At 56.9% G+C, this 23,738-nt stretch carries 21 protein-coding genes; 10 read left to right on the top strand and 11 right to left on the bottom strand.

The genetic code is table 11. The annotated features are described in order from the left end of the window. Positions 1-49: 49 nt before the first annotated feature. Genes sdhB through sdhC form a run of 4 tightly spaced genes read right to left on the bottom strand, consistent with a single transcriptional unit; the run spans position 50 to position 3,293 of the window. Entirely contained in the window at positions 50-766 is a 717-nt protein-coding gene (gene sdhB / locus EnteroDNA1_RS20255) for a succinate dehydrogenase iron-sulfur subunit SdhB (protein WP_008501090.1), read from the bottom strand. Between the two features lie 15 nt (positions 767-781). Next, on the bottom strand, positions 782-2,548 hold the full coding sequence (gene sdhA / locus EnteroDNA1_RS20250) for a succinate dehydrogenase flavoprotein subunit (RefSeq protein ID WP_023310789.1): 1,767 nt from the start codon (positions 2,546-2,548) through the stop codon (positions 782-784). Then, positions 2,548-2,895, bottom strand: coding sequence for a succinate dehydrogenase membrane anchor subunit (gene sdhD / locus EnteroDNA1_RS20245; RefSeq protein WP_008501088.1), 348 nt, complete (start codon positions 2,893-2,895; stop codon positions 2,548-2,550). The genes sdhA and sdhD overlap by 1 nt, the downstream gene beginning before the upstream one ends. Continuing rightward, entirely contained in the window at positions 2,889-3,293 is a 405-nt protein-coding gene (gene sdhC / locus EnteroDNA1_RS20240) for a succinate dehydrogenase cytochrome b556 subunit (protein ID WP_020684965.1), read from the bottom strand. The genes sdhD and sdhC overlap by 7 nt, the downstream gene beginning before the upstream one ends. 639 nt (positions 3,294-3,932) lie before the next feature. Here sdhC and EnteroDNA1_RS20235 point away from each other — a divergent pair. Then, the gene (locus tag EnteroDNA1_RS20235) at positions 3,933-5,216 is read left to right on the top strand and encodes a citrate synthase (protein WP_023334930.1); all 1,284 of its coding nucleotides are present in this window, start codon (positions 3,933-3,935) and stop codon (positions 5,214-5,216) included. A gap of 152 nt (positions 5,217-5,368) precedes the next feature. On the opposite strand, the gene nei is transcribed toward EnteroDNA1_RS20235, so the two are convergent. The 7 genes from nei to EnteroDNA1_RS20200 form a co-directional block, all read right to left on the bottom strand. Further along, positions 5,369-6,160: an endonuclease VIII gene (nei, locus tag EnteroDNA1_RS20230; protein ID WP_069303827.1), complete on the bottom strand. Its 792-nt coding sequence runs from the start codon at positions 6,158-6,160 to the stop codon at positions 5,369-5,371. A 19-nt stretch (positions 6,161-6,179) separates the two neighbouring features. Next, on the bottom strand, positions 6,180-6,920 hold the full coding sequence (pxpA, locus tag EnteroDNA1_RS20225) for a 5-oxoprolinase subunit PxpA (RefSeq protein WP_069303826.1): 741 nt from the start codon (positions 6,918-6,920) through the stop codon (positions 6,180-6,182). Beyond that, the gene (gene pxpC / locus EnteroDNA1_RS20220) at positions 6,907-7,839 is read right to left on the bottom strand and encodes a 5-oxoprolinase subunit PxpC (protein WP_069303825.1); all 933 of its coding nucleotides are present in this window, start codon (positions 7,837-7,839) and stop codon (positions 6,907-6,909) included. The genes pxpA and pxpC overlap by 14 nt, the downstream gene beginning before the upstream one ends. Beyond that, positions 7,833-8,489 carry a 5-oxoprolinase subunit PxpB gene (gene pxpB / locus EnteroDNA1_RS20215; protein ID WP_069303824.1) on the bottom strand — a complete coding sequence of 219 codons (657 nt, stop codon included), beginning with the start codon at positions 8,487-8,489 and terminating at the stop codon, positions 7,833-7,835. The genes pxpC and pxpB overlap by 7 nt, the downstream gene beginning before the upstream one ends. A 14-nt stretch (positions 8,490-8,503) precedes the next feature. Continuing rightward, positions 8,504-9,247, bottom strand: a complete 744-nt coding sequence (locus EnteroDNA1_RS20210) for a type 2 GTP cyclohydrolase I (protein WP_023310783.1) — start codon at positions 9,245-9,247, stop codon at positions 8,504-8,506. Between the two features lie 10 nt (positions 9,248-9,257). After that, positions 9,258-10,670 (bottom strand): deoxyribodipyrimidine photo-lyase, encoded by a 1,413-nt coding sequence (phrB, locus tag EnteroDNA1_RS20205; RefSeq protein ID WP_069303823.1) that lies wholly within the window; start codon positions 10,668-10,670, stop codon positions 9,258-9,260. A gap of 598 nt (positions 10,671-11,268) precedes the next feature. Further along, the gene (locus tag EnteroDNA1_RS20200) at positions 11,269-11,475 is read right to left on the bottom strand and encodes a YbfA family protein (protein WP_023310781.1); all 207 of its coding nucleotides are present in this window, start codon (positions 11,473-11,475) and stop codon (positions 11,269-11,271) included. Positions 11,476-11,783: 308 nt separating this feature from the next. Here EnteroDNA1_RS20200 and kdpF point away from each other — a divergent pair, with 308 nt between their 5' ends. The 9 genes from kdpF (at position 11,784) to potE (ending at position 23,716) form a co-directional block, all read left to right on the top strand. Next, positions 11,784-11,873, top strand: coding sequence for a K(+)-transporting ATPase subunit F (kdpF, locus tag EnteroDNA1_RS20195; protein WP_014069365.1), 90 nt, complete (start codon positions 11,784-11,786; stop codon positions 11,871-11,873). After that, on the top strand, positions 11,873-13,552 hold the full coding sequence (gene kdpA / locus EnteroDNA1_RS20190) for a potassium-transporting ATPase subunit KdpA (RefSeq protein ID WP_047061357.1): 1,680 nt from the start codon (positions 11,873-11,875) through the stop codon (positions 13,550-13,552). Before kdpF ends, kdpA begins: the two co-directional genes overlap by 1 nt. Before the next feature lie 18 nt (positions 13,553-13,570). After that, a complete protein-coding gene (gene kdpB / locus EnteroDNA1_RS20185; RefSeq protein ID WP_023310779.1) occupies positions 13,571-15,619 on the top strand; it encodes a potassium-transporting ATPase subunit KdpB in 2,049 nt (682 codons plus the stop codon). Positions 15,620-15,631: 12 nt separating this feature from the next. Next, the gene (kdpC, locus tag EnteroDNA1_RS20180; protein ID WP_064673652.1) at positions 15,632-16,207 is read left to right on the top strand and encodes a potassium-transporting ATPase subunit KdpC; all 576 of its coding nucleotides are present in this window, start codon (positions 15,632-15,634) and stop codon (positions 16,205-16,207) included. Further along, entirely contained in the window at positions 16,208-18,895 is a 2,688-nt protein-coding gene (gene kdpD, locus EnteroDNA1_RS20175; RefSeq protein ID WP_047061355.1) for a two-component system sensor histidine kinase KdpD, read from the top strand. Continuing rightward, a complete protein-coding gene (gene kdpE, locus EnteroDNA1_RS20170) occupies positions 18,892-19,569 on the top strand; it encodes a two-component system response regulator KdpE (protein WP_008501074.1) in 678 nt (225 codons plus the stop codon). Before kdpD ends, kdpE begins: the two co-directional genes overlap by 4 nt. Positions 19,570-19,848: 279 nt before the next feature. Further along, complete coding sequence (gene speFL, locus EnteroDNA1_RS22220; RefSeq protein WP_003858645.1) at positions 19,849-19,953, top strand: leader peptide SpeFL; 105 nt, start codon at positions 19,849-19,851, stop codon at positions 19,951-19,953. Positions 19,954-20,207: 254 nt separating this feature from the next. Beyond that, positions 20,208-22,406 carry an ornithine decarboxylase SpeF gene (gene speF, locus EnteroDNA1_RS20165; RefSeq protein ID WP_069303822.1) on the top strand — a complete coding sequence of 733 codons (2,199 nt, stop codon included), beginning with the start codon at positions 20,208-20,210 and terminating at the stop codon, positions 22,404-22,406. Continuing rightward, positions 22,403-23,716: a putrescine-ornithine antiporter gene (gene potE / locus EnteroDNA1_RS20160; protein WP_014831099.1), complete on the top strand. Its 1,314-nt coding sequence runs from the start codon at positions 22,403-22,405 to the stop codon at positions 23,714-23,716. Before speF ends, potE begins: the two co-directional genes overlap by 4 nt. Positions 23,717-23,738: the final 22 nt, after the last annotated feature.

Raw genomic sequence — 23,738 nt, 5'->3', positions numbered from 1 at the left:
CCTTAGGGAGAGGGTTAGGGTGAGGGGAACAGCGCTCCCCTCTCGCTACTTACGCACTGCGCTGCAGCAGCATCGACTTAATATGGCCGATGGCGCGCGTCGGGTTCAGCCCCTTCGGACACACACTGACGCAGTTCATGATGCTATGGCAGCGGAATACGCTGAAAGCGTCACTCAGCCCTTCCAGACGGCTGTCGGTTTCGGTGTCGCGGCTATCGATCAGGAAGCGATAGGCAGCCAGCAGACCGGCCGGGCCGATAAACTTGTCCGGGTTCCACCAGAACGACGGGCAGGACGTTGAACAGCATGCGCAGAGAATACACTCGTACAACCCATCGAGTTTTTCACGCTGCTCAGGAGACTGTAAGTGCTCGCGAGCGGGTGGATTTTGCCCATTATTCAATAAGTAAGGCTTAATCTTCTCATATTGTGCATAGAATTGCCCCATGTCTACCACCAAATCACGCACGACCGGCAGGCCTGGCAGAGGACGGATAACAATTTTCTGACCAGGACGCTGCAGCGCTGAAATTGGCGTGATGCAGGCCAGGCCATTTTTGCCGTTCATGTTCACACCGTCAGAGCCACAAACCCCTTCACGGCAGGAGCGGCGGAACGACAGCGTAGGATCTTTTTCTTTCAGCTGGATTAAGGCATCCAGCAGCATCATGTCGCGACCTTCTTCCGCTTCCAGGGTGTAGTCCTGCATACGCGGAGCATCATCAACATCCGGGTTATAACGATAAACTGAGAATTCGAGTTTCATTATCCTGTCTCCGCATTAGTAAGTACGAATCTTCGGCGGGAACGCCGGACGCAGTTTCGGTTCCATGTTGACGCTACGACGCGTCATGGATTCCGACTCTGGCAGATACAGGGAATGGCACAGCCAGTTTTCGTCATCACGATCCGGGAAGTCGAAGCGGCTATGCGCGCCACGGCTTTCGGTACGGAAGTTTGCCGACATCGCCGTCGCGAACGCGGTTTCCATCAGGTTATCCAGCTCCAGGCACTCAACGCGCTGGGTGTTGAATTCGCTGGAGGTGTCGTCCAGACGGGCATTTTTCAGACGCTCGCGGATCGCTTTGAGCTGCTCAAGACCTTTGGCCATCGCGTCGCCTTCGCGGAATACCGAGAAGTTGTGCTGCATGCATTCCTGCAGCGCTTTACGGATTTCCACCGGATCTTCGCCGTTACGGTTACCGTTCCAGCGGTTGAGACGCTCAAGAGAGGCATCAATTTCGTCGTCGGTCGCGTCACGCAGCGCGCCCTGCTCGGCAATGGATTCCTGCAGATGCAGTCCGACTGCACGACCAAACACCACCAGATCCAGCAGGGAGTTGCCGCCCAGACGGTTTGCACCGTGTACGGATACGCAGGCAATTTCGCCTACCGCGAACAGGCCAGGAATGACCACGTCTTCGCCCTGCTCGTTTACGGTCAGCGCCTGACCGGTCACTTTGGTAGGAATACCGCCCATCATGTAGTGGCAGGTTGGGATAACCGGAATCGGCTCTTTCACCGGGTCGACGTGTGCGAAGGTGCGGGACAGCTCCAGGATGCCCGGCAGACGGGACTCCAGAACTTCTTTACCCAGGTGGTCGAGCTTCAGCTTCGCGTGTGGACCCCATGGGCCGTCACAGCCGCGGCCTTCACGGATTTCGATCATGATGGAACGCGCCACCACGTCACGACCCGCCAGGTCTTTCGCATTCGGGGCATAACGCTCCATGAAGCGCTCGCCGTGTTTGTTCAGCAGGTAACCACCTTCACCGCGGCAGCCTTCTGTTACCAGAACGCCCGCACCGGCGATACCGGTTGGGTGGAACTGCCACATCTCCATATCCTGCACCGGCACGCCCGCGCGGATAGCCATACCGACACCGTCACCGGTGTTGATGTGGGCGTTGGTGGTGGACTGATAGATACGGCCTGCGCCGCCGGTAGCCAGCACGGTAGCGCGGGCTTTGAAGTAAACCACTTCACCGGTTTCGATGCACAGCGCGGTACAGCCGACGATTGCGCCATCGGCGTTTTTCACCAGATCCAGCGCGTACCACTCGGAGAAGATGGTGGTATGGTTTTTCAGGTTCTGCTGATACAGGGTGTGCAGCAGTGCGTGACCGGTACGGTCAGCCGCCGCCGCGGTACGTGCCGCCTGCTCGCCGCCGAAGTTTTTCGACTGGCCGCCAAACGGACGCTGATAGATGGTGCCATTTTCCAGACGGGAGAACGGCAGACCCATGTGGTCCAGCTCCAGAATCGCTTCCGGGCCGGTTTTACACATATATTCGATGGCATCCTGGTCGCCGATGTAGTCGGAACCTTTTACCGTGTCGTACATGTGCCATTCCCAGTTATCTTCATGGGAGTTACCCAGCGCAACGGTGATACCGCCCTGCGCAGACACAGTGTGGGAACGGGTCGGGAAAACTTTAGAGAGCAGCGCACAGGTCTGGCCGCTCTGGGAAATTTGCAGTGCGGCACGCATACCTGCGCCACCGGCACCAATTACAACAGCATCAAATTCTCTGACTGGCAGTTTCATTACACACCCCACACCACAACGAATCCATAAATAACGTAAACCACCAGTGCAACAACAATGGCCAGCTGCAGTGGGAGGCGAATCGCCAGCGGTTTAACGTAATCGGTCAACACCTGCCACATTCCAATCCACGCATGAATAAGGATGGAGAACAGAGCCAGCAGGGTGAACACTTTGGTGAAGGCGGATCCGAAGAACCCACTCCAGATTTCCCACGTCAGCGTGCCGCTGGTCGCGAAGAAACCGATCATATAGATGATGTAAAGAGTGAGAACGATGGCGGTAGCACGGACCAGAATGAAGTCATGTACGCCGTTGCGTCCTAATGCGGAGGCGTTGCTTACCATACGAGAACTCCTGCGAGAAGTGAAAGCACGACAGTAATCACAAATGAAATGTTAGCGGAGCGTTTCCCGGCTTCGAAAGTCTCTTCCAGGTAGCCAAAGTCCATCAGCATATGGCGAACACCCACGACGACGTGGTACGCCAGCGCGGTCAGAATGCCCCACATGATAAATTTCACGAAGAAGCTGTTCATGATGGCGGAGGCCTGGAGGAATCCTTCAGGGGAAGAGAGGCTGGTGCCCAGTAACCACAGCAAAATACCGACCGCCACAAACGTAATCACACCAGAAACACGGTGCAGAATGGACGCTATTGCTGTTACAGGGAACCGGATCGTTTTGAGATCCAGATTGACAGGTCTTTGTTTTTTCACATTTCTTATCATGAATAACGCCCACATGCTGTTCTTATTGTTTCCTTCCTCCGGACTGCGATGCGGGTCAAGCAGCGTTCCTTTTCTATAACTGCGCGTCATGCAAAACACTGCTTCCAGATGCTTAAACGACACGTTACAACGCTGGGTGGCTCGGGATTGCAGGGTGTTCCGGAGACCTGGCGGCAGTATAGGCCGTTCACAAAATCATTACAATTAACCTACATACAGTTTGTCGGGTTTTCTCTGGAACAGTGATCAGGGTCACGATAACAACATCTTTTTAATTTTTAATCATCTGATTTGACAAATGTTAAACAATATTGTTACAAACGTCATCAGAAAAGGCATATAATGCGCAAAAGTTATGAGGTCTCTCTTTCACCTGACAAATAGTTATGTAACAGTGTGATGGTATTGACCGAAGTTATCAGGACAGTTATTAGTGATATACAGGTTTGAATAATTCGGACTGCAAAAACGCTGATTTGCTGTTGTTTCACTGATATTTCATTCGTTTACCTGCAAGGCGCCATAGCTCTGTACCCTGGTTTGTCCTCGTGAGCTGAGCGGTAAGCCAAATAACAATCTGGTAACGGTGATTAACAGCTGAAAGCAAATCCGGTAAAGCGCAGTCTTAAGCATAAGGCGCTAAGGAGACCGTAAATGGCTGATACAAAGGCAACGCTCACCCTAAATGGTGACACTGCTATTGAACTGGATGTGCTAAAAGGCACGCTCGGTCAGGATGTTATTGATATCCGTACGCTGGGCTCTAAAGGTGTATTCACCTTTGACCCTGGATTTACCTCTACCGCATCTTGCGAATCCAAAATCACCTACATTGACGGTGACGAAGGTATCCTGCTCCATCGCGGCTTCCCCATCGATCAGTTAGCCACCGAATCCAACTATCTGGAAGTGTGCTACATCCTGCTGAACGGCGAAAAACCGACGCAGGCACAGTACGATGAATTCAAAACCACCGTGACCCGTCACACCATGATCCATGAGCAGATTACCCGTCTGTTCCATGCGTTCCGTCGTGACTCTCACCCGATGGCGGTGATGTGCGGTATCACTGGTGCGCTGGCGGCGTTCTACCACGACTCCCTTGACGTGAATAACCCGCGTCACCGCGATATCGCGGCGTTCCGCCTGCTGTCCAAAATGCCTACCATGGCGGCGATGTGCTACAAATACTCCATCGGCCAGCCGTTTGTGTATCCGCGCAACGACCTCTCCTACGCGGGTAACTTCCTGCGCATGATGTTCTCCACGCCGTGCGAAGAGTACGAAGTGAACCCGGTGCTGGAACGCGCGATGGACCGTATTCTGATCCTGCACGCTGACCACGAACAAAACGCCTCTACTTCTACCGTCCGTACCGCGGGCTCTTCAGGGGCGAACCCGTTCGCCTGTATCGCTGCGGGCATCGCCTCCCTGTGGGGACCGGCGCACGGTGGCGCGAACGAAGCGGCACTGAAGATGCTGGAAGAGATCAGCACCGTTGAGCACATTCCTGAGTTCGTGCGTCGTGCGAAAGACAAGAATGACTCCTTCCGCCTGATGGGCTTCGGTCACCGTGTTTACAAAAACTATGACCCGCGCGCCACCGTCATGCGTGAGACCTGCCACGAAGTGCTGAAAGAGCTGGGTACCAAAGATGACCTGCTGGAAGTGGCGATGGAGCTGGAACACATCGCGCTGAACGACCCGTACTTCATCGAGAAGAAACTCTACCCGAACGTCGATTTCTACTCTGGCATTATTCTGAAAGCGATGGGCATTCCGTCTTCCATGTTCACCGTGATCTTCGCCATGGCCCGTACCGTAGGCTGGATTGCGCACTGGAACGAAATGCACAGCGAAGGCATGAAAATCGCCCGTCCTCGTCAGCTGTATACCGGCTACGAGCAGCGTGATTTTAAGTCTGATATTAAGCGCTAACAGAAGTTGTGTGCGGCCTGATGCCCTCACCCCGGCCCTCTCCCACAGGGAGAGGGTGAAAACCTTAGAAACGGTAACCCATGGGTTACCGTTTTACTTTTATTGCTGGCAAAAATGTAGGCCGGGTAAGGCGGAGCCGCCGCCCGGCTTTTTTATTTTTGACAGTGTGGACACCAGTAAAAAGGTCTGGAAGAGAGCATAATCCTGTCGATAATCCCGCCGCATCGCTCGCACTTTTTCCCCGCCCGATGAAACACCTTGAACCGGAACAGCGCCCCATGATGCGTGTTCTCATCCACCACGCCGCGCGTGTTGTACGACAGCCGCGGAATATCCAGCAGCGCGTGGGATAACGCCTCCAGCTGTTCATCGCTCAGCTGAGACGCTTTATGCTGCGGCGCCAGCCCGACTTCCCAGAGGATCTCTACCCGCAGGTAGTTACCCAGCCCGGCCAGAAAGGCCTGGTCGAGGAACAGACCGGAAAACTGTCGGTTCCGGAATTTAGGTGATAACAGCCGGGCCTTCACGTCGCTTGCCGTCAGGCGCATGTCCAGCACGTCCGGCCCGACCCGCTGCAGAAACGGGTGCGTCAGCAGCTGCTCCGGCGTTAACATTTCGATATCCGACGCGCTATAGAGCAGGATCGCTTTATCCGCCGTTTGCAGCCTGACGCGCAGCACGCGGGTGGTTTGCGGCAGCTCGTCCGCCTCCACCACGCGCCAGACGCCGTAAAGCTGGTTATGGCTATATAACGTCAGGTTATGGGAAAAGTGCGTGAGCAAGGCCTTGCCGCGCGTTTCAATATGGGTCACCGTCTGGCCCACCAGCTGTGATTCAAACGGTTTCAGTTGAGGAAAAGCAAACCAGACATCCGTCAGGGGTTTGCCCTTTATCGCCGCCTCCAGGCTATCCGCCGCGCGGCGGATCTCCGGACCTTCAGGCATTTTTGTGTCCTTATCGTCATTATTCGGCGCTGACGAGGATGCCCTCTTCAGAGAACGCTGCCCGCAAGCGGCGCGCGAACTGGAGCGCATGCTCGCCATCGCCGTGTAAACATACCGTATCGGCCTGAACGTTTGCCGGTGTTCCATCCACGGCGGTCACCCGCCCGGCGCGCACCATCTCCAGCGTCTGCGCCAACGATTTGCCTTCATCGGTAATCAGCGCCCCGGCCTGCGTCCGCGGAACCAGGCTGCCGTCCGGCAGGTATCCACGATCGGCAAACACTTCCTGACGCGTGGTCAGCCCCAGCCGTTGTCCGGCGCGAATCAGCTCGCTTCCCGCAAGGCCTACCAGAATCAGCTGCGGATTACAGTCCCACACCGCGCGGGCAATGGCGTCCGCCAGATCCGCATCTTTCGCCGCCTGGTTGTAAAGCATGCCGTGCGGCTTCACGTGGCGCATCACGCCGTTCTGGGCGCGCACCATCGCCTCCAGCGCGCCGATCTGGTAGAGCACCTGCGCGTAGACCGTATCCGGCGGCAGATCCATCGCCGTACGGCCAAAGTTTTCCCGATCGGGAAAGCTGGGGTGAGCCCCAATCGCGACGCCGTTTTTAATGGCATTACGCACGCTCTCCAGCATGGTTTGCGCATCCCCCGCGTGAAAGCCGCAGGCGATATTGACCGAGGTAACCAGGGTCATCAGTTCCGCATCAGCGCTGCTTCCCTCCCCCAGATCGGCGTTCAAATCAATCTTTACCATCAAGCCTCCACGCCAGCTGTTCGAGATAACGCTGCTGATCCTGCCGCGCTTTCAGCGCCTCCTCCAGCGAACACTGCACGAAGTGAATCGGCTGACCGAGGGGAATTTGCGCCAGATGGTAGCGATCCGCTTCAATGATGCAGGCAATGCGCGGGTAACCGCCGGTAGTTTGCGCGTCGTTCATTAACACGATGGGCTGACCGTTCCCCGGCACCTGAATAACCCCCGGCAATAAACCGTGGGAGAGCAGTTCCCGCTCCGTCGTGCGGGTCAGCGGCTGACCCTGCAGGCGGTAGCCCATGCGGTTACTCTGCGGGCTGATCTTCCACGGCGCGCGCCAGAAGGACTCTTTAGAAGCCTCGTCAAACTCATGATATTCCGGCCCCGGTAAGGCACGGATCTGGTTTCCCCACAGCAGCTGTTTTACGCCCTGCGTGGTCGAGAAATGGCGCGCGGAGTCTTTGATTGCCAGCCGATCGCCGTCGCGCAACAAACGTCCTTCGTGACCGCCGATCCCGGCTTTTTGATCGGTACTGGATGAACCCAATACCTCCGGCACGTCGATGCCGCCAGCCACCGCGAGATAGCTACGCACGCCGTGCAGCGGACGTTTTAGCGTCAGGCGCTGCCCGGCTTTCGCCCGCAGCCGCCAGCCGGTCCACACCGCTTTGCCATCCAGCGTCGCATCACACCCTGCGCCGGTTAAGGCAAACCAGGTCTCCTGACCAAACTCAATCACACACTGACCCAGCGTAATTTCTAGCGCCGCCGTGCTGCCTGGGTTGCCCACAAGCAGGTTGGCAATCTCCAGCGAAGGACGGTCAAGCGCACCGCAGTAGCTCACGCCCGACTGGCGCAGACCAAAGCGCCCGGCATCCTGTACGGAGGTGTAAAGCCCGGCGCGAATAAGCGTTAACATACCCCCTCCTTCTGCGGGATAAAGCGAAGGGTATCGCCGGGACGCAGGAGTATTGGCGTCTCCAGCCCGGGTTCAAATAACGGTGTAGCGGTATGCCCAATAAGCTGCCAGCCGCCGGGCGATGTCAGCGGATAAATGCCGGTCTGCTCGCCGCCGATAGCCACCGTTCCCGCCGGCACGCTCAGGCGCGGCTCGGCACGGCGTGGCGTATGCAGCCGGGGAGATAATCCGCCCAGATACGGGAACCCGGGCTGAAACCCCAGGAACCAGACCACGTAGTCAACCGAGCTGTGCAGCTCAACAACCTGCTTTTCTGTTAATCCGCAGTGATCTGCCACCACGCCAAGATCCGGCCCACCCGTACCGCCATAAACGACCGGGATCTCAATGGCGCGCGATTCCGGCTCCAGCGCCTCGCTCTCTTCCCACCAGCGCTGCAAACGCTCAATGGCATCCAGCGCCAGGGTATGCGGGCTACGCAGCACCACGGTGATGTTATTCATCCCCGGAATGGCTTCAACCACCTCCGGTAGTTCGGCCAGACGCTGGGTCAGCCGCCAGATACGCTTTTGCGTGGCAAGCGTCACCGGTGGTTCAAGCTCCAGAACCACGGCGGTTTCACCCAGAAGATAACAACGCGCTCGCTGCACTTAACTACCTCTCGTCAGGCTGGGTTAGGGATATCAATAAAGGTCACATCCAGATCGGTATTTTCCGTCAGCCACTCGCTGAGGGCACGAATGCCGCCGCGCTCGGTGGCGTGATGGCCAGCCGCGTAAAAATGCAGCCCCTGTTCACGCGCCGAATGAATGGTCTGCTCGGAAACTTCGCCGGTGATAAAAGCATCGACGCCGAAACGCGCGGCGCTGTCGATAAAGCCCTGACCGCCGCCGGTACACCATGCGACACGCTTCACCGTATCCGGACCGGTATCACCGCTCCACAGCGGACGACGGCCCAGGCGCGCTTCAATCCACGATGCCAGCTCCAGTCCAGGTACCGGCATCGCCAGCTCGCCCCACGGCACCAGCGGCTCAATTTCCCCCATCACGGTAATTCCCAGTAGCTGCGCCAGCTGGACGTTGTTGCCGAGCTCCGGGTGCGCATCCAGCGGCAGGTGGTAACCGTACAGGTTGATGTCATTAGCCAGCAGCGTTTTCAGGCGATTGCGCTTCATCCCGCGAATAATCGGCGATTCGTTTTTCCAGAAGTAACCGTGATGAACAATCACCGCGTCGGCGTTCTGACGAACGGCCTCGTCCAGCAGCGCCTGGCTTGCCGTCACGCCGGTGATAATTTTTTGCACCGTCTCACGGCCTTCAACCTGGAGCCCGTTCGGGCCGTAATCGCTGAAGGAGGTACTGTTCAGTTTTTCGTTAATCAGGCTTTCCAGTTCGCTGTTTTTCATCATCACTCTCTTATGCTTTGCGGGCAGCTTCGTACGCCGCCAGCGTGGCGACACGCGCCTGTTTATGGTCGACAATCGGACGAGGGTAATCCAGCTTTACACGCTGTTTATCCGCCCATGCCCACGGTTCGTGGATCGCTTTAGCAGGTATAGCGTTAAGTTCAGGAACCCAGCGGCGGATAAACTCGCCGTCCGCATCAAATTTTTGCCCCTGCGTGGTCGGATTGAAAATCCGGAAATAGGGCGCGGCATCGGTGCCGGTAGAGGCTGCCCACTGCCAGCCGCCGTTATTCGCCGCGAGATCGCCATCGATCAGCTGAGAGATAAAATAGCGCTCTCCGATACGCCAGTCGATAAGCAGATCCTTCACCAGAAAGCTGGCGGTAATCATCCGCAGGCGGTTATGCATCCACCCCGTCTCATTAAGCTGACGCATGGCGGCATCGACTATCGGGTAACCCGTCAGCCCTGCTTGCCAGGCTTTCAGCTGCTTATCATTCGATTGCCACTTTACGTTATCGGTCCAGCCAATGAAGGGCCGATGTTTACATAAATCAGGGTGATACGTCATCAGATGGCGGTAGAACTCGCGCCAGATGAGTTCATTCAGCCAGACGGACCCTGCGCCGCCCTCCAACGCCTGCGGCTGCTCCGCCAGCAGACGATGCAAACACTGGCGCGGTGAGATCGCGCCCAGCGCCAGACAGGCCGACAGGCGGCTGGTGCCCTCGATGGCGGGAAAATCCCGACGCGCGTCGTAATATCCCGCGTCCTGCTTGCAGAACTGGCGCAGTTGGGCGATGGCCGCTTTCTCATCGGCGGGGAACAGCGTTTCATCAAACGGCTGCTGAGGGTAATCAAACGTCAGCTCAGGCAGATCCTTTATGGCTTCGCCTCGTACGGCAGGCGCGGCAACGCACTCCGGCAGCGCCTCTTTCAGACGTTTGATAAAGGCATTTTTGAACGGCGTAAAAACTTTATACATCTCGTGGTTGCCGGTCATCACGCTGCCCGGTGCCAGCATCACGCTGTCATCAAACCCTTCACAGACCACCCCTTCCAGCATCTTCTCCAGCTGACGGTCGCGCTGCTGTTCGTTGAATTCGTACTGATAGTTGTAAAAAAGATGCGTGACGTTGTGCTGCTTACATATCTCCTGCACCGTCTGAAGCTGTGCGGCAAAATCACTCACCTCTTTATAGAGAAGCGGTATGCCTTTTCCAGCGAGCGAGTGCTGCAGATCGTTCAGATATGCCCGGAGCAAGGCCGCCTGCCGGGGGGCCATATCGTGCTGCCGCCACTGCTCGGGCGTGGCCATAAACAGGGCCAGTACGTTAGCGTCTTTGGCGCGGCAGGCTGCCGCAAGGGCGATGTTGTCATGTACGCGCAGGTCCGCGCGAAACCAAACCAGATGGGTGGGCATAAAACTCCAGGCAATTATCCATTATGTCCGTAAGGGCATGCCGTAAAAGGAAAAAGCATGCATTGAACTACTTTGCCATGAAGTGTAGACGGGATGAAATAAAAAAGGCCGCCCGAGGCGGCCTTAGCGCTACTTGTCCTGCGCTATCGTGGTTAACGCGACAAACCCATTAGGTTCATCGCTCTTTACAACGAGTACGCTGGCGACAATGAACGCGATGCAAAAATAGCGTTTCATTATGCGGTCCCTGCTGCTAACCGCTCCACCGTTCACCACCGGTGATAAGTCGGTGGACACAAGCCCGGGTAGGCGGGCTGCTTTACGGCTGTAAATACACCTTTCCCAGGACCGATGCCCATTTGCGAGATGGCGGAAAGGGACGCAGCATCATAATTAACATCCGCTGCGAAGGTAAGATACTCAAATAAAATTAGGAATTTATAAAGGCTTCGAGGGATTGCCATCTGCTTACAGGAGGGTATGATAAAAATCCCGGGTAGGGGCTGCAAGACCACCCAACGGACCGCGAATCCCGAGGGACAAAAAAACCGCCAACAGTAATGTGGCGGTTTTTTTATTGCTATGTGTAGTCTTAGTATCAGTAGAAATCGCAGGTCGCTTTCTCGGCCTGATCCATCCACACCGGCTTCTCGCTGGTTTTCGCCCAGACGCGGTGCAGATAGCTGTAAAAACGTGCGCGATCTTTCCAGAACAGCATCACCGGCAGAGCCAGCACGCCAGCCACTACGGCGAAAGCGCGGCGCAAGAACACGATATGAGCCGGATACTCTTTATAAAGATCCATATTTTCTCCCCTATAGTTGGCCGGAAACGTCATCCGGAAAATTCAAAATCTGTGACCTGGCTAAAATAATATCGCTTTGTTTGTAATTTTACTACTCATCCGACCACTTATTTTTGCCCATTTAGTGAATATTTACATTCACGCCGTAATTAAGTTACAAAAAAGTTAACAGTTTACTTATCAATAGTTAAATTGTGGGCTTTGCCATTTTTATACTTTTTTTACACCCACCCTCCCCATTTTTGCGAAATCTTTGCGCCGGAAATCCTACCGTTAGTACAACAACGAAAGTCACCTGGAGGTGGATTGTGAGTGCAGGTCTTATTGCCGGCATCGTGCTGGTGTTCCTGTTATTGGGTTATCTGGTCTATGCCCTGATTAATGCGGAGGCCTTCTGATGGCTGCTCAGGCGTTTCTGCTTATTGCCAGCTTCTTAGTGGTACTGTTCATTCTGGCAAGGCCACTGGGATCGGGACTGGCACGATTGATCAACAACGTCCCTTTGCCCGGCACGGGAAGCGTTGAAAAAGGGATCTGGCGCGTGCTGGGAATAGACGATCGGGAGATGAACTGGCGTCAGTATCTGATCGCCATTCTGCTGCTGAATATCGTTGGGCTCATTGCGCTTTTTGCCATGCTGATGTTGCAGGGCATCCTGCCGCTGAATCCGCAACAGTTACCGGGCCTGTCCTGGCATCTTGCGCTAAACACGGCGGTGAGCTTTGTCACTAACACCAACTGGCAGTCCTACGCCGGTGAAACCACGCTGAGCTATTTCAGCCAGATGGTCGGGTTAACCGTGCAAAACTTCCTCTCTGCCGCCAGCGGTATCGCCGTGATCTTCGCGCTGACGCGTGCGTTTGCGCGTCAGAAAATCAGTACCCTGGGTAACGCGTGGGTGGATCTGACCCGCATTACGCTGTGGATCCTGCTGCCAATTGCGCTGCTGATCGCGCTGTTCTTTATCCAGCAGGGCACCCTGCAAAACCTGATGCCTTACGCGCCCTATACCTCGCTGGAAGGTGCAAAACAGCTCCTGCCGATGGGGCCAGTAGCGTCACAGGAAGCCATCAAAATGCTCGGGACGAACGGAGGTGGCTTCTTCAACGCCAACTCGTCGCATCCGTTTGAAAACCCTACCGCACTAACCAATTTTGTGCAGATGCTGGCGATTTTCCTGATCCCCGCCGCGCTCTGCTTCGCCTTTGGTGACGTGGTTAACGATCGACGTCAGGGCCGCACCCTGCTCTGGACGATGTCGCTGATCTTTGTGGTCTGCGTGGCGCTGGTGATGTGGGCTGAATGGAACGGCAACAGCCATTTCATGCAGCTAGGGGCCAACAGCAATATCAACATGGAAGGTAAAGAGAGCCGCTTTGGCATTCTCGCCAGCAGCCTGTATGCGGTAGTCACCACGGCGGCCTCGTGCGGGGCAGTTAACGCCATGCATGATTCTTTTACGGCGCTGGGTGGCATGATCCCGATGTGGCTGATGCAGATTGGCGAAGTCGTCTTTGGCGGCGTGGGCTCGGGTCTTTACGGCATGCTGCTGTTCGTGCTGCTGGCGGTGTTTATTGCCGGTTTGATGATTGGCCGCACTCCGGAATACCTCGGTAAAAAAATCGACGTTCGCGAGATGAAATTAACCGCGCTGGCGATTCTGGTCACCCCTGCGCTTGTGCTGCTCGGCACCGCGCTGGCGCTGATGACCGAGGCCGGACGCAGCGGCATCTTTAACCCCGGCATTCACGGTTTTAGCGAAGTGCTGTATGCCGTCTCCTCTGCCGCCAACAACAACGGCAGCGCCTTTGCGGGCTTAAGCGCCAACTCACCGTTCTGGAACTGCCTGCTGGCGTTCTGCATGTTTGTGGGTCGCTTTGGGATCATTGTGCCGGTGTTGGCGATTGCCGGATCGCTGGTGAATAAAAAAATCCAACCGACCACCACCGGGACATTACCGACCCACGGCGCGCTGTTTATCGGCCTGCTGACGGGTACCGTGTTACTGGTCGGCGCCCTGACCTTTATCCCCGCCCTCGCGTTAGGCCCGGTCGCGGAATACCTCTCTTTACGCTGATTTTGCGGAGAAATTGTCATGAGTCGTAAACAACTGGCCCTGTTCGAACCGTCATTAGTTCGCCAGGCGCTCATGGATGCGGTGAAAAAGCTGAGCCCGCGCGTGCAGTGGCACAACCCGGTGATGTTTATTGTCTGGGCGGGAAGCGTCCTGACCACCGCCCTGGCGATTGCCATGGGAACGGGCCACATGCCGGGAAATGCGATGTTTACCGGCGCCATCAGCCTGTGGCTGTGGTTTACCGTGCTGTTCGCCAACTTTGCGGAAGCGCTGGCGGAAGGCCGGAGTAAAGCCCAGGCCAACAGCCTGAAAGGGGTGAAGAAAACCGCCTTCGCGCGCAAGCTGCGTGAACCGAAATACGGCGCGCAGATGGACCACGTTCCGGCGGATGAACTGCGCAAAGGCGATGTGGTGCTGGTGGAAGCCGGTGACATTATCCCTTGCGACGGTGAAGTCATCGAAGGGGGCGCCTCGGTGGATGAAAGCGCCATTACCGGGGAGTCCGCGCCGGTTATCCGTGAGTCCGGCGGCGATTTCGCCTCCGTGACGGGCGGGACGCGCATTCTCTCCGACTGGCTGGTGATCCAGTGTAGCGTTAACCCGGGGGAAACCTTCCTCGACCGGATGATCGCCATGGTGGAAGGCGCCCAGCGCCGTAAAACACCGAACGAGATCGCCCTGACCATCCTGCTGGTGGCCCTGACCATCGTCTTCCTGCTGGCAACCGCGACCCTGTGGCCGTTCTCCGCCTATGGCGGCACCGCGGTCACCATCACGGTGCTGGTGGCGCTGCTGGTCTGCCTGATCCCCACCACCATTGGTGGCCTGCTGTCAGCCATCGGCGTAGCCGGCATGAGCCGTATGCTCGGTGCCAACGTCATTGCCACCAGCGGGCGTGCGGTTGAAGCCGCCGGTGACGTGGACGTCTTACTGCTGGATAAAACCGGGACCATTACCCTCGGTAACCGCCAGGCGTCAGATTTCCTGCCCGCCCCGGGCGTGGATGAAAAAACGCTGGCGGATGCCGCGCAGCTCTCTTCGCTTGCAGATGAAACCCCGGAAGGCCGCAGTATCGTGATCCTCGCCAAGCAGCGCTTTAACCTGCGCCAGCGCGACGTTCAGAGCCTGCACGCTACTTTCGTGCCCTTCACGGCGCAAACCCGCATGAGCGGCATTAACATTCAGGATCGCATGATCCGTAAAGGCTCTGTTGACGCCATCCGTCGCCACATTGAGGCCAACAACGGCCACTTCCCGCCGGAAGTGGACAGCCTGGTCGAAAGCGTGGCCCGTCAGGGGGCGACGCCGCTGGTGGTGGCCGAAGGGGCACACGTGCTGGGAGTGATTGCCCTGAAGGATATCGTCAAAGGCGGCATCAAGGAGCGCTTTGCCCAGCTGCGTAAAATGGGGATCAAAACGGTGATGATCACCGGGGATAACCGTCTTACCGCTGCGGCAATTGCCGCCGAAGCGGGCGTGGATGATTTTCTTTCTGAAGCCACACCGGAAGCAAAACTGGCGCTGATTCGTCAGTATCAGGCGGAAGGCCGTCTGGTGGCGATGACGGGCGACGGCACCAACGACGCCCCTGCCCTGGCGCAGGCCGACGTGGCGGTGGCAATGAACTCCGGTACCCAGGCGGCAAAAGAGGCGGGCAACATGGTCGACCTCGACTCAAACCCGACCAAGCTGATTGAAGTGGTGCACATTGGCAAGCAGATGCTGATGACGCGCGGGTCGCTGACCACGTTCAGTATTGCCAACGACGTGGCGAAATATTTCGCCATCATTCCGGCGGCGTTTGCTGCGACCTACCCGCAATTAAACGCGTTGAACGTGATGCACCTGCACTCTCCGGCATCGGCCATTCTGAGCGCAGTGATCTTTAACGCCCTGATTATTGTCTTCCTGATCCCGCTGGCGCTGAAAGGCGTGAGCTATAAGCCGCTCACGGCCGCCGCCATGCTGCGCCGCAACCTGTGGATTTACGGCCTGGGCGGGCTGGTGGTGCCTTTCATCGGTATCAAGGTTATCGACCTGCTGTTGACGCTGTTCGGCCTGGTTTAAAAGGTGAATCAAATGACGATGTTACGCCCCGCTATACTTCTGTTTATTCTGCTGTCTCTCATTACCGGCGGGCTGTACCCGCTGGTGACCACCGCGCTGGGCCAGTGGTGGTTTAAGGATCGGGCCAACGGCTCGCTGATTATGCAAAACGGTGAAAGCCGCGGTTCGCGCCTGATTGGTCAGAACTTTACGGATGCCCGTTACTTCCAGGGACGCCCTTCCGCCACTGCCGAAAGCCCGTATAATCCAATGGCATCCGGCGGCAGTAACCTTGCGGGCAGCAACCCCGAGCTGGACAAAGCCGTTGCTGAGCGCGTGGCAGCCCTGCGTGCCGCTAATCCGCAGGCCAGCCGTGAGGTGCCCGTAGAGCTGGTGACCGCCTCGGCCAGCGGGCTGGACTACAGCCTGACGCCGGCAGCCGCGGCATGGCAAATCCCGCGCGTCGCCGCGGCCCGTCAGCTGACCGTCGAACAGGTTAGCCGGCTGGTTGCGGAGCACACGCAAAAGCCGCTGGTCAGCTTTATCGGCATGCCCGTGGTGAATATTGTTGAGCTGAATCTGGCGCTGGACGCGCTAAGGAAAAACTAAATGACCGACGAGCCCATGCGCCCGGATCCGGACAGGCTGCTTGAACAGACGGCTGAAGCCCATCGCGGCAAACTGAAAATTTTCTTTGGCGCCTGCGCAGGCGTCGGGAAAACCTTCGCCATGCTGACGGAAGCCCAGCGGCTTCGGGCGCAGGGGCTCGATATTTTGATTGGCGTGGTTGAAACCCACGGACGTAAAGAGACGGCATCGCTGCTGAAGGGGCTGGCTACCCAGCCGCCCCGCCGCATCAGCCACCGCGGTCGGTTAGTTACCGAATTCGATCTTGATGCCGCCCTCGCCCGCCGTCCCGCCCTTATCCTGATGGACGAGCTGGCGCACAGCAATGCGCCAGGCTCACGCCACCCAAAGCGCTGGCAGGATGTTGAAGAGCTGCTTGAAGCCGGCATCGACGTTTTCACGACGGTTAACGTTCAGCATCTCGAAAGCCTGAACGACGTGGTCAGCGGCGTGACCGGCATTCAGGTGCGCGAGACGGTGCCCGACCCCTTCTTTGATTCCGCCGATGAAGTGGTGCTGGTTGACCTGCCCCCTGACGATTTGCGCCAGCGCCTGCACGAAGGCAAAGTCTATATCGCCGGCCAGGCCGAGCGCGCCATCGAACATTTCTTCCGTAAAGGCAACCTGATTGCCCTGCGCGAGCTGGCCCTGCGTCGTACTGCCGATCGCGTCGACGATCAGATGCGCGCCTGGCGCGACCTGCAGGGCCAGGAGCGCGTCTGGCATACGCGAGATGCCATCCTGCTGTGCGTAGGGCACGGCAGCGGCAATGAAAAGCTTGTCCGCACCGCCGCGCGCCTGGCGGCTAAATTTGGCAGCGTCTGGCATGCGGTGTATGTCGAAACGCCGCAGCTGCACGCGCTCCCCGAGAACCAGCGCCGCGCGATATTGAGTTCGCTTCGCCTGGCGCAGGAGCTGGGTGCCGAAACCGCCACTCTTTCCGACCCTCAGGAAGATAAAGCCATCCTGCGCTACGCCCGCGAGCACAATCTGGGAAAAATAGTGATTGGCCGTCGCCAGCATCGCCGCTGGTTTAGCCGCGAATCGTTTGCCGACAAGCTGGCCCGCCGCGCACCGGATCTGGACCTGGTGATCGTGGCGCTGGATGATAAGCCCACGCCGTTACCCAGCCGCGCGCCGGACAGCCGTGCCTTCAGCGATAAATGGCGCATTCAGCTGCGCGGCTGTCTTGTCGCCGTCGTGCTCTGCGCCCTGATTACCGTGATTGCCAGCCAGTGGCTGATCGCATTTGATGCCGCCAACCTGGTGATGATCTACCTGCTTGGCGTAGTGGTGGTGGCGCTCTTTTACGGGCGCTGGCCGTCGGTACTGGCGACGGTGATTAACGTCATCAGCTTCGATCTGTTCTTTATTGCCCCCCGCGGGACGCTCGCCGTGTCGGATGTGCAGTACATCCTCACCTTCGCGGTAATGCTCACCGTCGGGCTGGTGATCGGGAATCTGACGGCGGGCGTGCGCTACCAGGCGCGTATTGCCCGCTATCGCGAACAGCGCACGCGCCATCTCTATGAGATGTCGAAATCGCTGGCGGTGGGCCGCACGCCGCTGGATATCGTGCAGACCAGCGAGCAGTTCATTCGCTCGACGTTTCATGCCAGCAACCTGATTTTGCTCCCGGACGAACACGGCAAGCTGCGCCCGCTGACGTCGGCCTCAGGCATGACGCCCTGGGACGAAGCCATCGCGCGCTGGAGCTTTGATAAAGGGTTACCTGCGGGCGCAGGGACCGACACCCTGCCCGGTGTGCCCTACCAAATTCTGCCGCTGCGCAGCGCCGATAAAAATCAGGGGCTGGTGATTGTTGAGCCCTCAAACCTGCGCCAGCTGATGATCCCTGAACAGCAGCGGCTGCTGGAGACCTTTACGCTGCTGGTTGCCAGCGCGCTGGAGCGGCTTGCCCTCACCGCCAGCGAAGAGCAGGCCCGGCTGGCGAGCGAGCGTGAAAGCATTCGTAACTCGCTGCTGGCGGCGCTCTCTCACGATCTGCGAACCCCGCTCACCGTCCTGTTTGGTCAGTCAGAAATCCTGACGCTGGACCTGGCGGCGGAAGGCTCTAAACACGCCCTTCAGGCCAGCGAGATCCGCCAGCATGTGCTGAATACCACGCGTTTGGTGAATAACCTGCTCGATATGGCGCGTATCCAGTCAGGCGGTTTTAACCTCAAAAAAGAGTGGCTCACGCTTGAAGAGGTGGTGGGCAGCGCCCTGAAAATGCTCGAACCCGGCCTGGGCGGGCGGCATATTGCGCTGAACATGCCCGAGCCCCTGACCTTAATTCACGTTGATGGTCCGCTGTTTGAACGGGTGCTGATCAACCTGCTGGAAAATGCCGGTAAATATGCGGGCGCCAGCGCGCGAATTGGCGTGGATGCGACGGTAGACGACGGCACGCTTCGCCTTGACGTCTGGGATACCGGACCCGGCATTCCCGCCGGGCAGGAGTTGGCTATTTTCGAAAAATTCGCGCGCGGCAATAAGGAGTCGGCCATTCCGGGCGTGGGGCTGGGGCTGGCGATTTGCCAGGCGATCATTGACGTCCATGGCGGGTCCATCTCCGCTGAGAATCGCCCCGAAGGCGGCGCGCGGTTTTGTGTTACACTTCCTCTGGAAACCCCGCCAGAACTAAATGAATTACCAGAGGATTTGTGATCAACGTTCTGATTGTTGAAGATGAGATCGCCATTAGCCGTTTTCTGCGCGCTGCGCTGGAAGGGGATGGTCTGCGCGTTCATGATGCGGGCACGCTTCAACGGGGTTTAATTGAAGCCGCCACCCGCAAGCCGGACCTGGTGATCCTCGATCTTGGTTTGCCGGACGGCGACGGCATCGATTTTATCCGGGAAGTGCGTCAGTGGAGCCAGATGCCGATCCTCGTGCTCTCCGCGCGTACTGAAGAGACGGATAAAATCGCGGCGCTGGATGCCGGGGCGGATGACTATCTGATTAAACCTTTTGGTATCGGCGAGCTTCAGGCTCGCCTTCGCGTGGCGCTGCGTCGCCACAGCGCAACCACGCCAGCTGACCCAACCTACACGTTTGGGGATATCCGGGTTGACCTGGCCGCGCGGCGTATTGTGCGCGGTGAAGAAGAAATCCATCTGACGCCAATAGAATTTCGCCTGCTCGCCGTACTGCTCAACAACCACGGCAAGGTACTCACCCAACGCCAGCTGTTAAGTCAGGTGTGGGGGCCCAACGCGGTGGAACATAGTCATTATTTACGCATATATATGGGACACCTTCGTCAGAAACTCGAAGTTGACCCCGCTCGCCCCCGCCATTTATTAACTGAAACCGGTATCGGTTATCGGTTTATGCTTTGAATAACTATTCATTTTATTTTTAAATAAAAACGAAATCCCTCAGACAATATTTCACAAATAACCCATAAATTATTTTTACGGGCTATTTTCGCTCATTTAAAACATTGACAACACAACCTGTTAACGCATCATCAACAAATCAGAATTTTGATCTGCGATATTCATCTAAAACGAATATTTATTTCTGATTTGATCGGTTAACGGTGATCTACCTCACGGTTAATCGTCTTTCCCTGGATAAAATGACCATGCTTTCAATTACTGAAAGGAAAATGAAACATGGAAAACAACAATCGCTTAATGCCCCATATAAGGCGGACAACACATATCATGATGTTTGCCCACCGAAACTGCTTTGACTTTCATCTCTTTAATGCCCGGTAGTCCTTCGACTTCTGGCGCACTCGCTTACAGGTTACCCTGAAACACCTTATTTTACAGGCCATTGCCTGTGAACTCGTGCGCTCATTCATTTTAATTCAGACTCATCCGCACCGGGCGGACTGAATTTCAATCATCAAAAAAGCAATTCACTGATTTTAATCAGCGGCCACCCTTTGCTTTTTTTCCGGTAAATTATCGATTTCTTTCTTGCAAGAAATCGAGGGACGCTTATTACCTAAAATAAAGAGAGAAAGATGAAAAGTTTAAAAATCGCAGCCAGCCGTGCATGTCCGGATTGCTTTACTACCCAGCGTGAACTGGTAGATGTCCGCGCCTCTGATTATATTGATGTTGCCGCCATTGTTCTGGCGGTCACGGATATTGCCAGCGGTATCCTGGACGAAATAGAAGCCACCGGTTTTGGCATTCCTGTTTTTGTCGCGACGCACAAAGAAGAGTTCATCCCGGCAGACTATTTATCGCGCATTCATGGCGTATTTGAGTATTCAGACACCAGCAACGACTTTTATGGACGCCAGCTGGAAGCGGCCGCCCAGAAGTATGAAACCCAGCTGCGCCCGCCGTTTTTCCGCGCCCTTGTCGACTATGTGAAGCAGGGCAATAGCGCGTTTGACTGCCCGGGGCATCAGGGTGGTCAGTTCTTCCGCCGCCATCCAGCCGGTAATCAGTTTGTCGATTTCTTTGGTGAGACGCTTTTCCGCTCCGACCTGTGTAACGCCGACGTGGCGATGGGCGATCTGCTGATCCACGAAGGCGCACCGTGCATCGCCCAGCAGCATGCTGCAAAAGTCTTTAATGCTGATAAGACCTACTTCGTGCTGAATGGCACCTCGTCATCCAACAAAGTGGTGCTTAACGCCCTGCTCACCCCGGGCGACCTGGTGCTGTTCGACCGTAACAACCACAAATCTAACCATCACGGTGCCCTCCTCCAGGCGGGAGCAACGCCGGTCTATCTGGAAACCGCGCGCAACCCGTACGGCTTTATTGGCGGCATTGACGCCCACTGCTTTGAAGAAAATTATCTGCGCGAGCTGGTGGCAGAGGTGGCGCCTGGCCGTGCACGCGATGCGCGTCCGTTCCGTCTGGCGGTGATCCAGCTGGGTACCTACGATGGCACCATCTATAACGCTCGTCAGGTGGTGGATAAGATTGGACACCTGTGTGATTACATCCTGTTTGACTCGGCCTGGGTGGGTTACGAGCAGTTTATTCCGATGATGGCCGACTGCTCTCCGCTGCTGCTGGAGCTGAACGAAAACGATCCGGGGATCCTGGTCACCCAGTCCGTGCATAAACAGCAGGCCGGCTTCTCGCAGACCTCGCAAATCCATAAGAAAGACAGCCACATAAAAGGGCAACAGCGCTATGTCCCGCATAAGCGCCTGAATAATGCCTTTATGATGCACGCCTCCACCAGCCCGTTTTATCCGCTGTTCGCTGCGCTGGACATTAATGCCCGTATGCATGAAGGCCAGAGCGGCCGCAACATGTGGATGGACTGCGTGGTGAACGGTATCGAAGCGCGCAAGCTGATTCTGGAGAACTGCCGGTATCTGCGCCCCTTCGTGCCGGAAACGGTGGATGGCCTCCCGTGGGAAAGCTGGGACACGGCGAAAATTGCGACCGATCTGCGCTTCTTCCACTTCGTACCGGGTGAAAACTGGCACGCTTTTGAAGGCTACGCTGAGCATCAGTATTTTATCGACCCGTGCAAGCTCCTGCTGACCACGCCGGGTATTAACGCCCGCACCGGGGAGTATGACGACTTCGGCGTGCCCGCCACTATCCTCGCCAACTTCCTGCGTGAAAACGGCATCGTGCCGGAAAAATGCGATCTCAACTCGATCCTGTTCCTGCTCACGCCTGCGGAAGATATGGGAAAACTGCAGCAGCTGGTGGCGCAGCTGGTGCGCTTCGAAAAACTGCTCGAGAGCGATGTTCCGCTGAAAGACGTGCTGCCATCTCTCTGCAAACAGCATCCGGAACGTTACGCGGATTACACCCTGCGCCAGATCTGCCAGGAAATGCATGACCTGTACGCCCGCCACAACGTGAAACAGCTGCAGAAAGAGATGTTCCGCAAGTCTCACTTCCCGCGCGTGATGATGAACCCGCAGGACGCAAACTACGCCTATCTGCGCGGTGAGGTTGAACTGGTCTCTCTGCGCGATGCGGAAGGCCGCATCGCCGCCGAAGGCGCCCTTCCTTATCCACCGGGGGTGCTGTGCGTGGTCCCAGGGGAAGTCTGGGGCGGTTCCGTGCTGCGCTACTTTGCCGCGCTGGAAGAAGGCATCAACCTGCTGCCGGGCTTCGCGCCGGAGCTGCAGGGTGTGTACGTCGAGGAGTGTGAGGGTCGCAAACAGGTTCGCTGTAACGTCATCAAACAACCCGCCGCTCAGCCCGCGCTGCTGAAAGGAGAGAAATTATGAGTAAGTCCAACAAGATGGGCGTGGTGCAGCTGACCATCCTCACCATGGTGAACATGATGGGCTCCGGGATTATCATGCTGCCCACCAAACTGGCAGAGGTGGGCACCATCTCCATCATCTCCTGGCTGGTGACGGCAGTCGGTTCAATGGCGCTGGCATGGGCGTTCGCCAAGTGCGGAATGTTCAGCCGTAAGTCAGGCGGGATGGGGGGCTACGCCGAATACGCCTTCGGCAAGTCGGGCAACTTTATGGCCAACTATACCTACGGGGTGTCGCTGCTGATCGCCAACGTGGCGATTGCCATCTCCGCCGTGGGTTACGGTACGGAGCTGTTTGGCGCGACGCTCAGCCCGGTGCAAATAGGGCTGGCGACCATCGGGGTGCTGTGGATCTGTACCGTAGCTAACTTTGGCGGCGCGCGCATCACCGGGCAGCTCTCCAGCATCACCGTCTGGGGCGTGATTATCCCGGTTGTCGGCCTGTGCATCATCGGCTGGTTCTGGTTCAGCCCGACACTCTACGCCAACTCCTGGAACCCGCACCACGTGCCGTTCTTTACCGCGGTCGGCTCTTCTATCGCCATGACGCTCTGGGCCTTCCTGGGTCTGGAATCCGCCTGTGCGAACGCGGAAGTGGTAGAGAATCCGGAAAAGAACGTGCCGATTGCGGTCCTCGGCGGCACGCTGGGCGCGGCGGTGATCTATATCGTCTCGACTAACGTGATTGCCGGGATTGTGCCAAACATGGATCTGGCAAACTCTACGGCGCCGTTCGGTCTGGCCTTCGCGCAGATGTTCACGCCTGAGGTCGGGAAAGTGATCATGGGGCTGATGGTGATGTCCTGCTGCGGTTCACTCCTCGGCTGGCAGTTCACCATCGCACAGGTCTTTAAATCCTCGGCTGATGAAGGTTACTTCCCAAAAATCTTCTCCCGCGTGACCAAAGCGGATGCGCCGGTGCAGGGCATGCTGGCGATTGTCATCTTCCAGAGCGGATTGTCGCTGATGACCATTAGCCCGTCGCTGAACAGCCAGTTCAACGTGCTGGTCAACCTGGCGGTGGTGACGAACATCATTCCGTATATCCTGTCGATGGCAGCGCTGGTGATCATTCAGAAGGTGGCGAAGGTGGATCCACGCAAAGCGCGTGCGGCCAATATCGTGGCGCTGATTGGGGCAATCTACAGCTTTTATGCGCTCTACTCATCCGGCCAGGAAGCGATGCTCTACGGGGCAATGGTGACCTTTATGGGCTGGACGCTGTACGGTCTGGTGTCACCGCGGTTTGAATTGAAGAACAAACATAGTTAGGTAAAAGCAAAACGGCAACCCA

It is taken from the genome of Enterobacter sp. HK169, assembly GCF_001719105.1.
Taxonomy (GTDB): domain Bacteria; phylum Pseudomonadota; class Gammaproteobacteria; order Enterobacterales; family Enterobacteriaceae; genus Enterobacter; species Enterobacter asburiae_B.
Note: the sequence above shows the minus strand (reverse complement) of the source record. Positions and strands in the feature narration are given on the sequence as shown.

Bases quoted from the DNA above. Each gene is read 5' to 3' on its own strand.
- sdhB (WP_008501090.1), bottom strand. From the start codon at position 766: ATGAAACTCGAATTCTCAGTTTATCGTTATAACCCGGATGTTGATGAT.
- sdhA (WP_023310789.1), bottom strand. From the start codon at position 2,548: ATGAAACTGCCAGTCAGAGAATTTGATGCTGTTGTAATTGGTGCCGGT.
- sdhD (WP_008501088.1), bottom strand. From the start codon at position 2,895: ATGGTAAGCAACGCCTCCGCATTAGGACGCAACGGCGTACATGACTTC.
- sdhC (WP_020684965.1), bottom strand. From the start codon at position 3,293: ATGTGGGCGTTATTCATGATAAGAAATGTGAAAAAACAAAGACCTGTC.
- EnteroDNA1_RS20235 (WP_023334930.1), top strand. From the start codon at position 3,933: ATGGCTGATACAAAGGCAACGCTCACCCTAAATGGTGACACTGCTATT.
- nei (WP_069303827.1), bottom strand. From the start codon at position 6,160: ATGCCTGAAGGTCCGGAGATCCGCCGCGCGGCGGATAGCCTGGAGGCG.
- pxpA (WP_069303826.1), bottom strand. From the start codon at position 6,920: ATGGTAAAGATTGATTTGAACGCCGATCTGGGGGAGGGAAGCAGCGCT.
- pxpC (WP_069303825.1), bottom strand. From the start codon at position 7,839: ATGTTAACGCTTATTCGCGCCGGGCTTTACACCTCCGTACAGGATGCC.
- EnteroDNA1_RS20210 (WP_023310783.1), bottom strand. From the start codon at position 9,247: ATGAAAAACAGCGAACTGGAAAGCCTGATTAACGAAAAACTGAACAGT.
- phrB (WP_069303823.1), bottom strand. From the start codon at position 10,670: ATGCCCACCCATCTGGTTTGGTTTCGCGCGGACCTGCGCGTACATGAC.
- EnteroDNA1_RS20200 (WP_023310781.1), bottom strand. From the start codon at position 11,475: ATGGATCTTTATAAAGAGTATCCGGCTCATATCGTGTTCTTGCGCCGC.
- kdpA (WP_047061357.1), top strand. From the start codon at position 11,873: ATGGCTGCTCAGGCGTTTCTGCTTATTGCCAGCTTCTTAGTGGTACTG.
- kdpB (WP_023310779.1), top strand. From the start codon at position 13,571: ATGAGTCGTAAACAACTGGCCCTGTTCGAACCGTCATTAGTTCGCCAG.
- kdpC (WP_064673652.1), top strand. From the start codon at position 15,632: ATGACGATGTTACGCCCCGCTATACTTCTGTTTATTCTGCTGTCTCTC.
- kdpD (WP_047061355.1), top strand. From the start codon at position 16,208: ATGACCGACGAGCCCATGCGCCCGGATCCGGACAGGCTGCTTGAACAG.
- speFL (WP_003858645.1), top strand. From the start codon at position 19,849: ATGGAAAACAACAATCGCTTAATGCCCCATATAAGGCGGACAACACAT.
- speF (WP_069303822.1), top strand. From the start codon at position 20,208: ATGAAAAGTTTAAAAATCGCAGCCAGCCGTGCATGTCCGGATTGCTTT.
- potE (WP_014831099.1), top strand. From the start codon at position 22,403: ATGAGTAAGTCCAACAAGATGGGCGTGGTGCAGCTGACCATCCTCACC.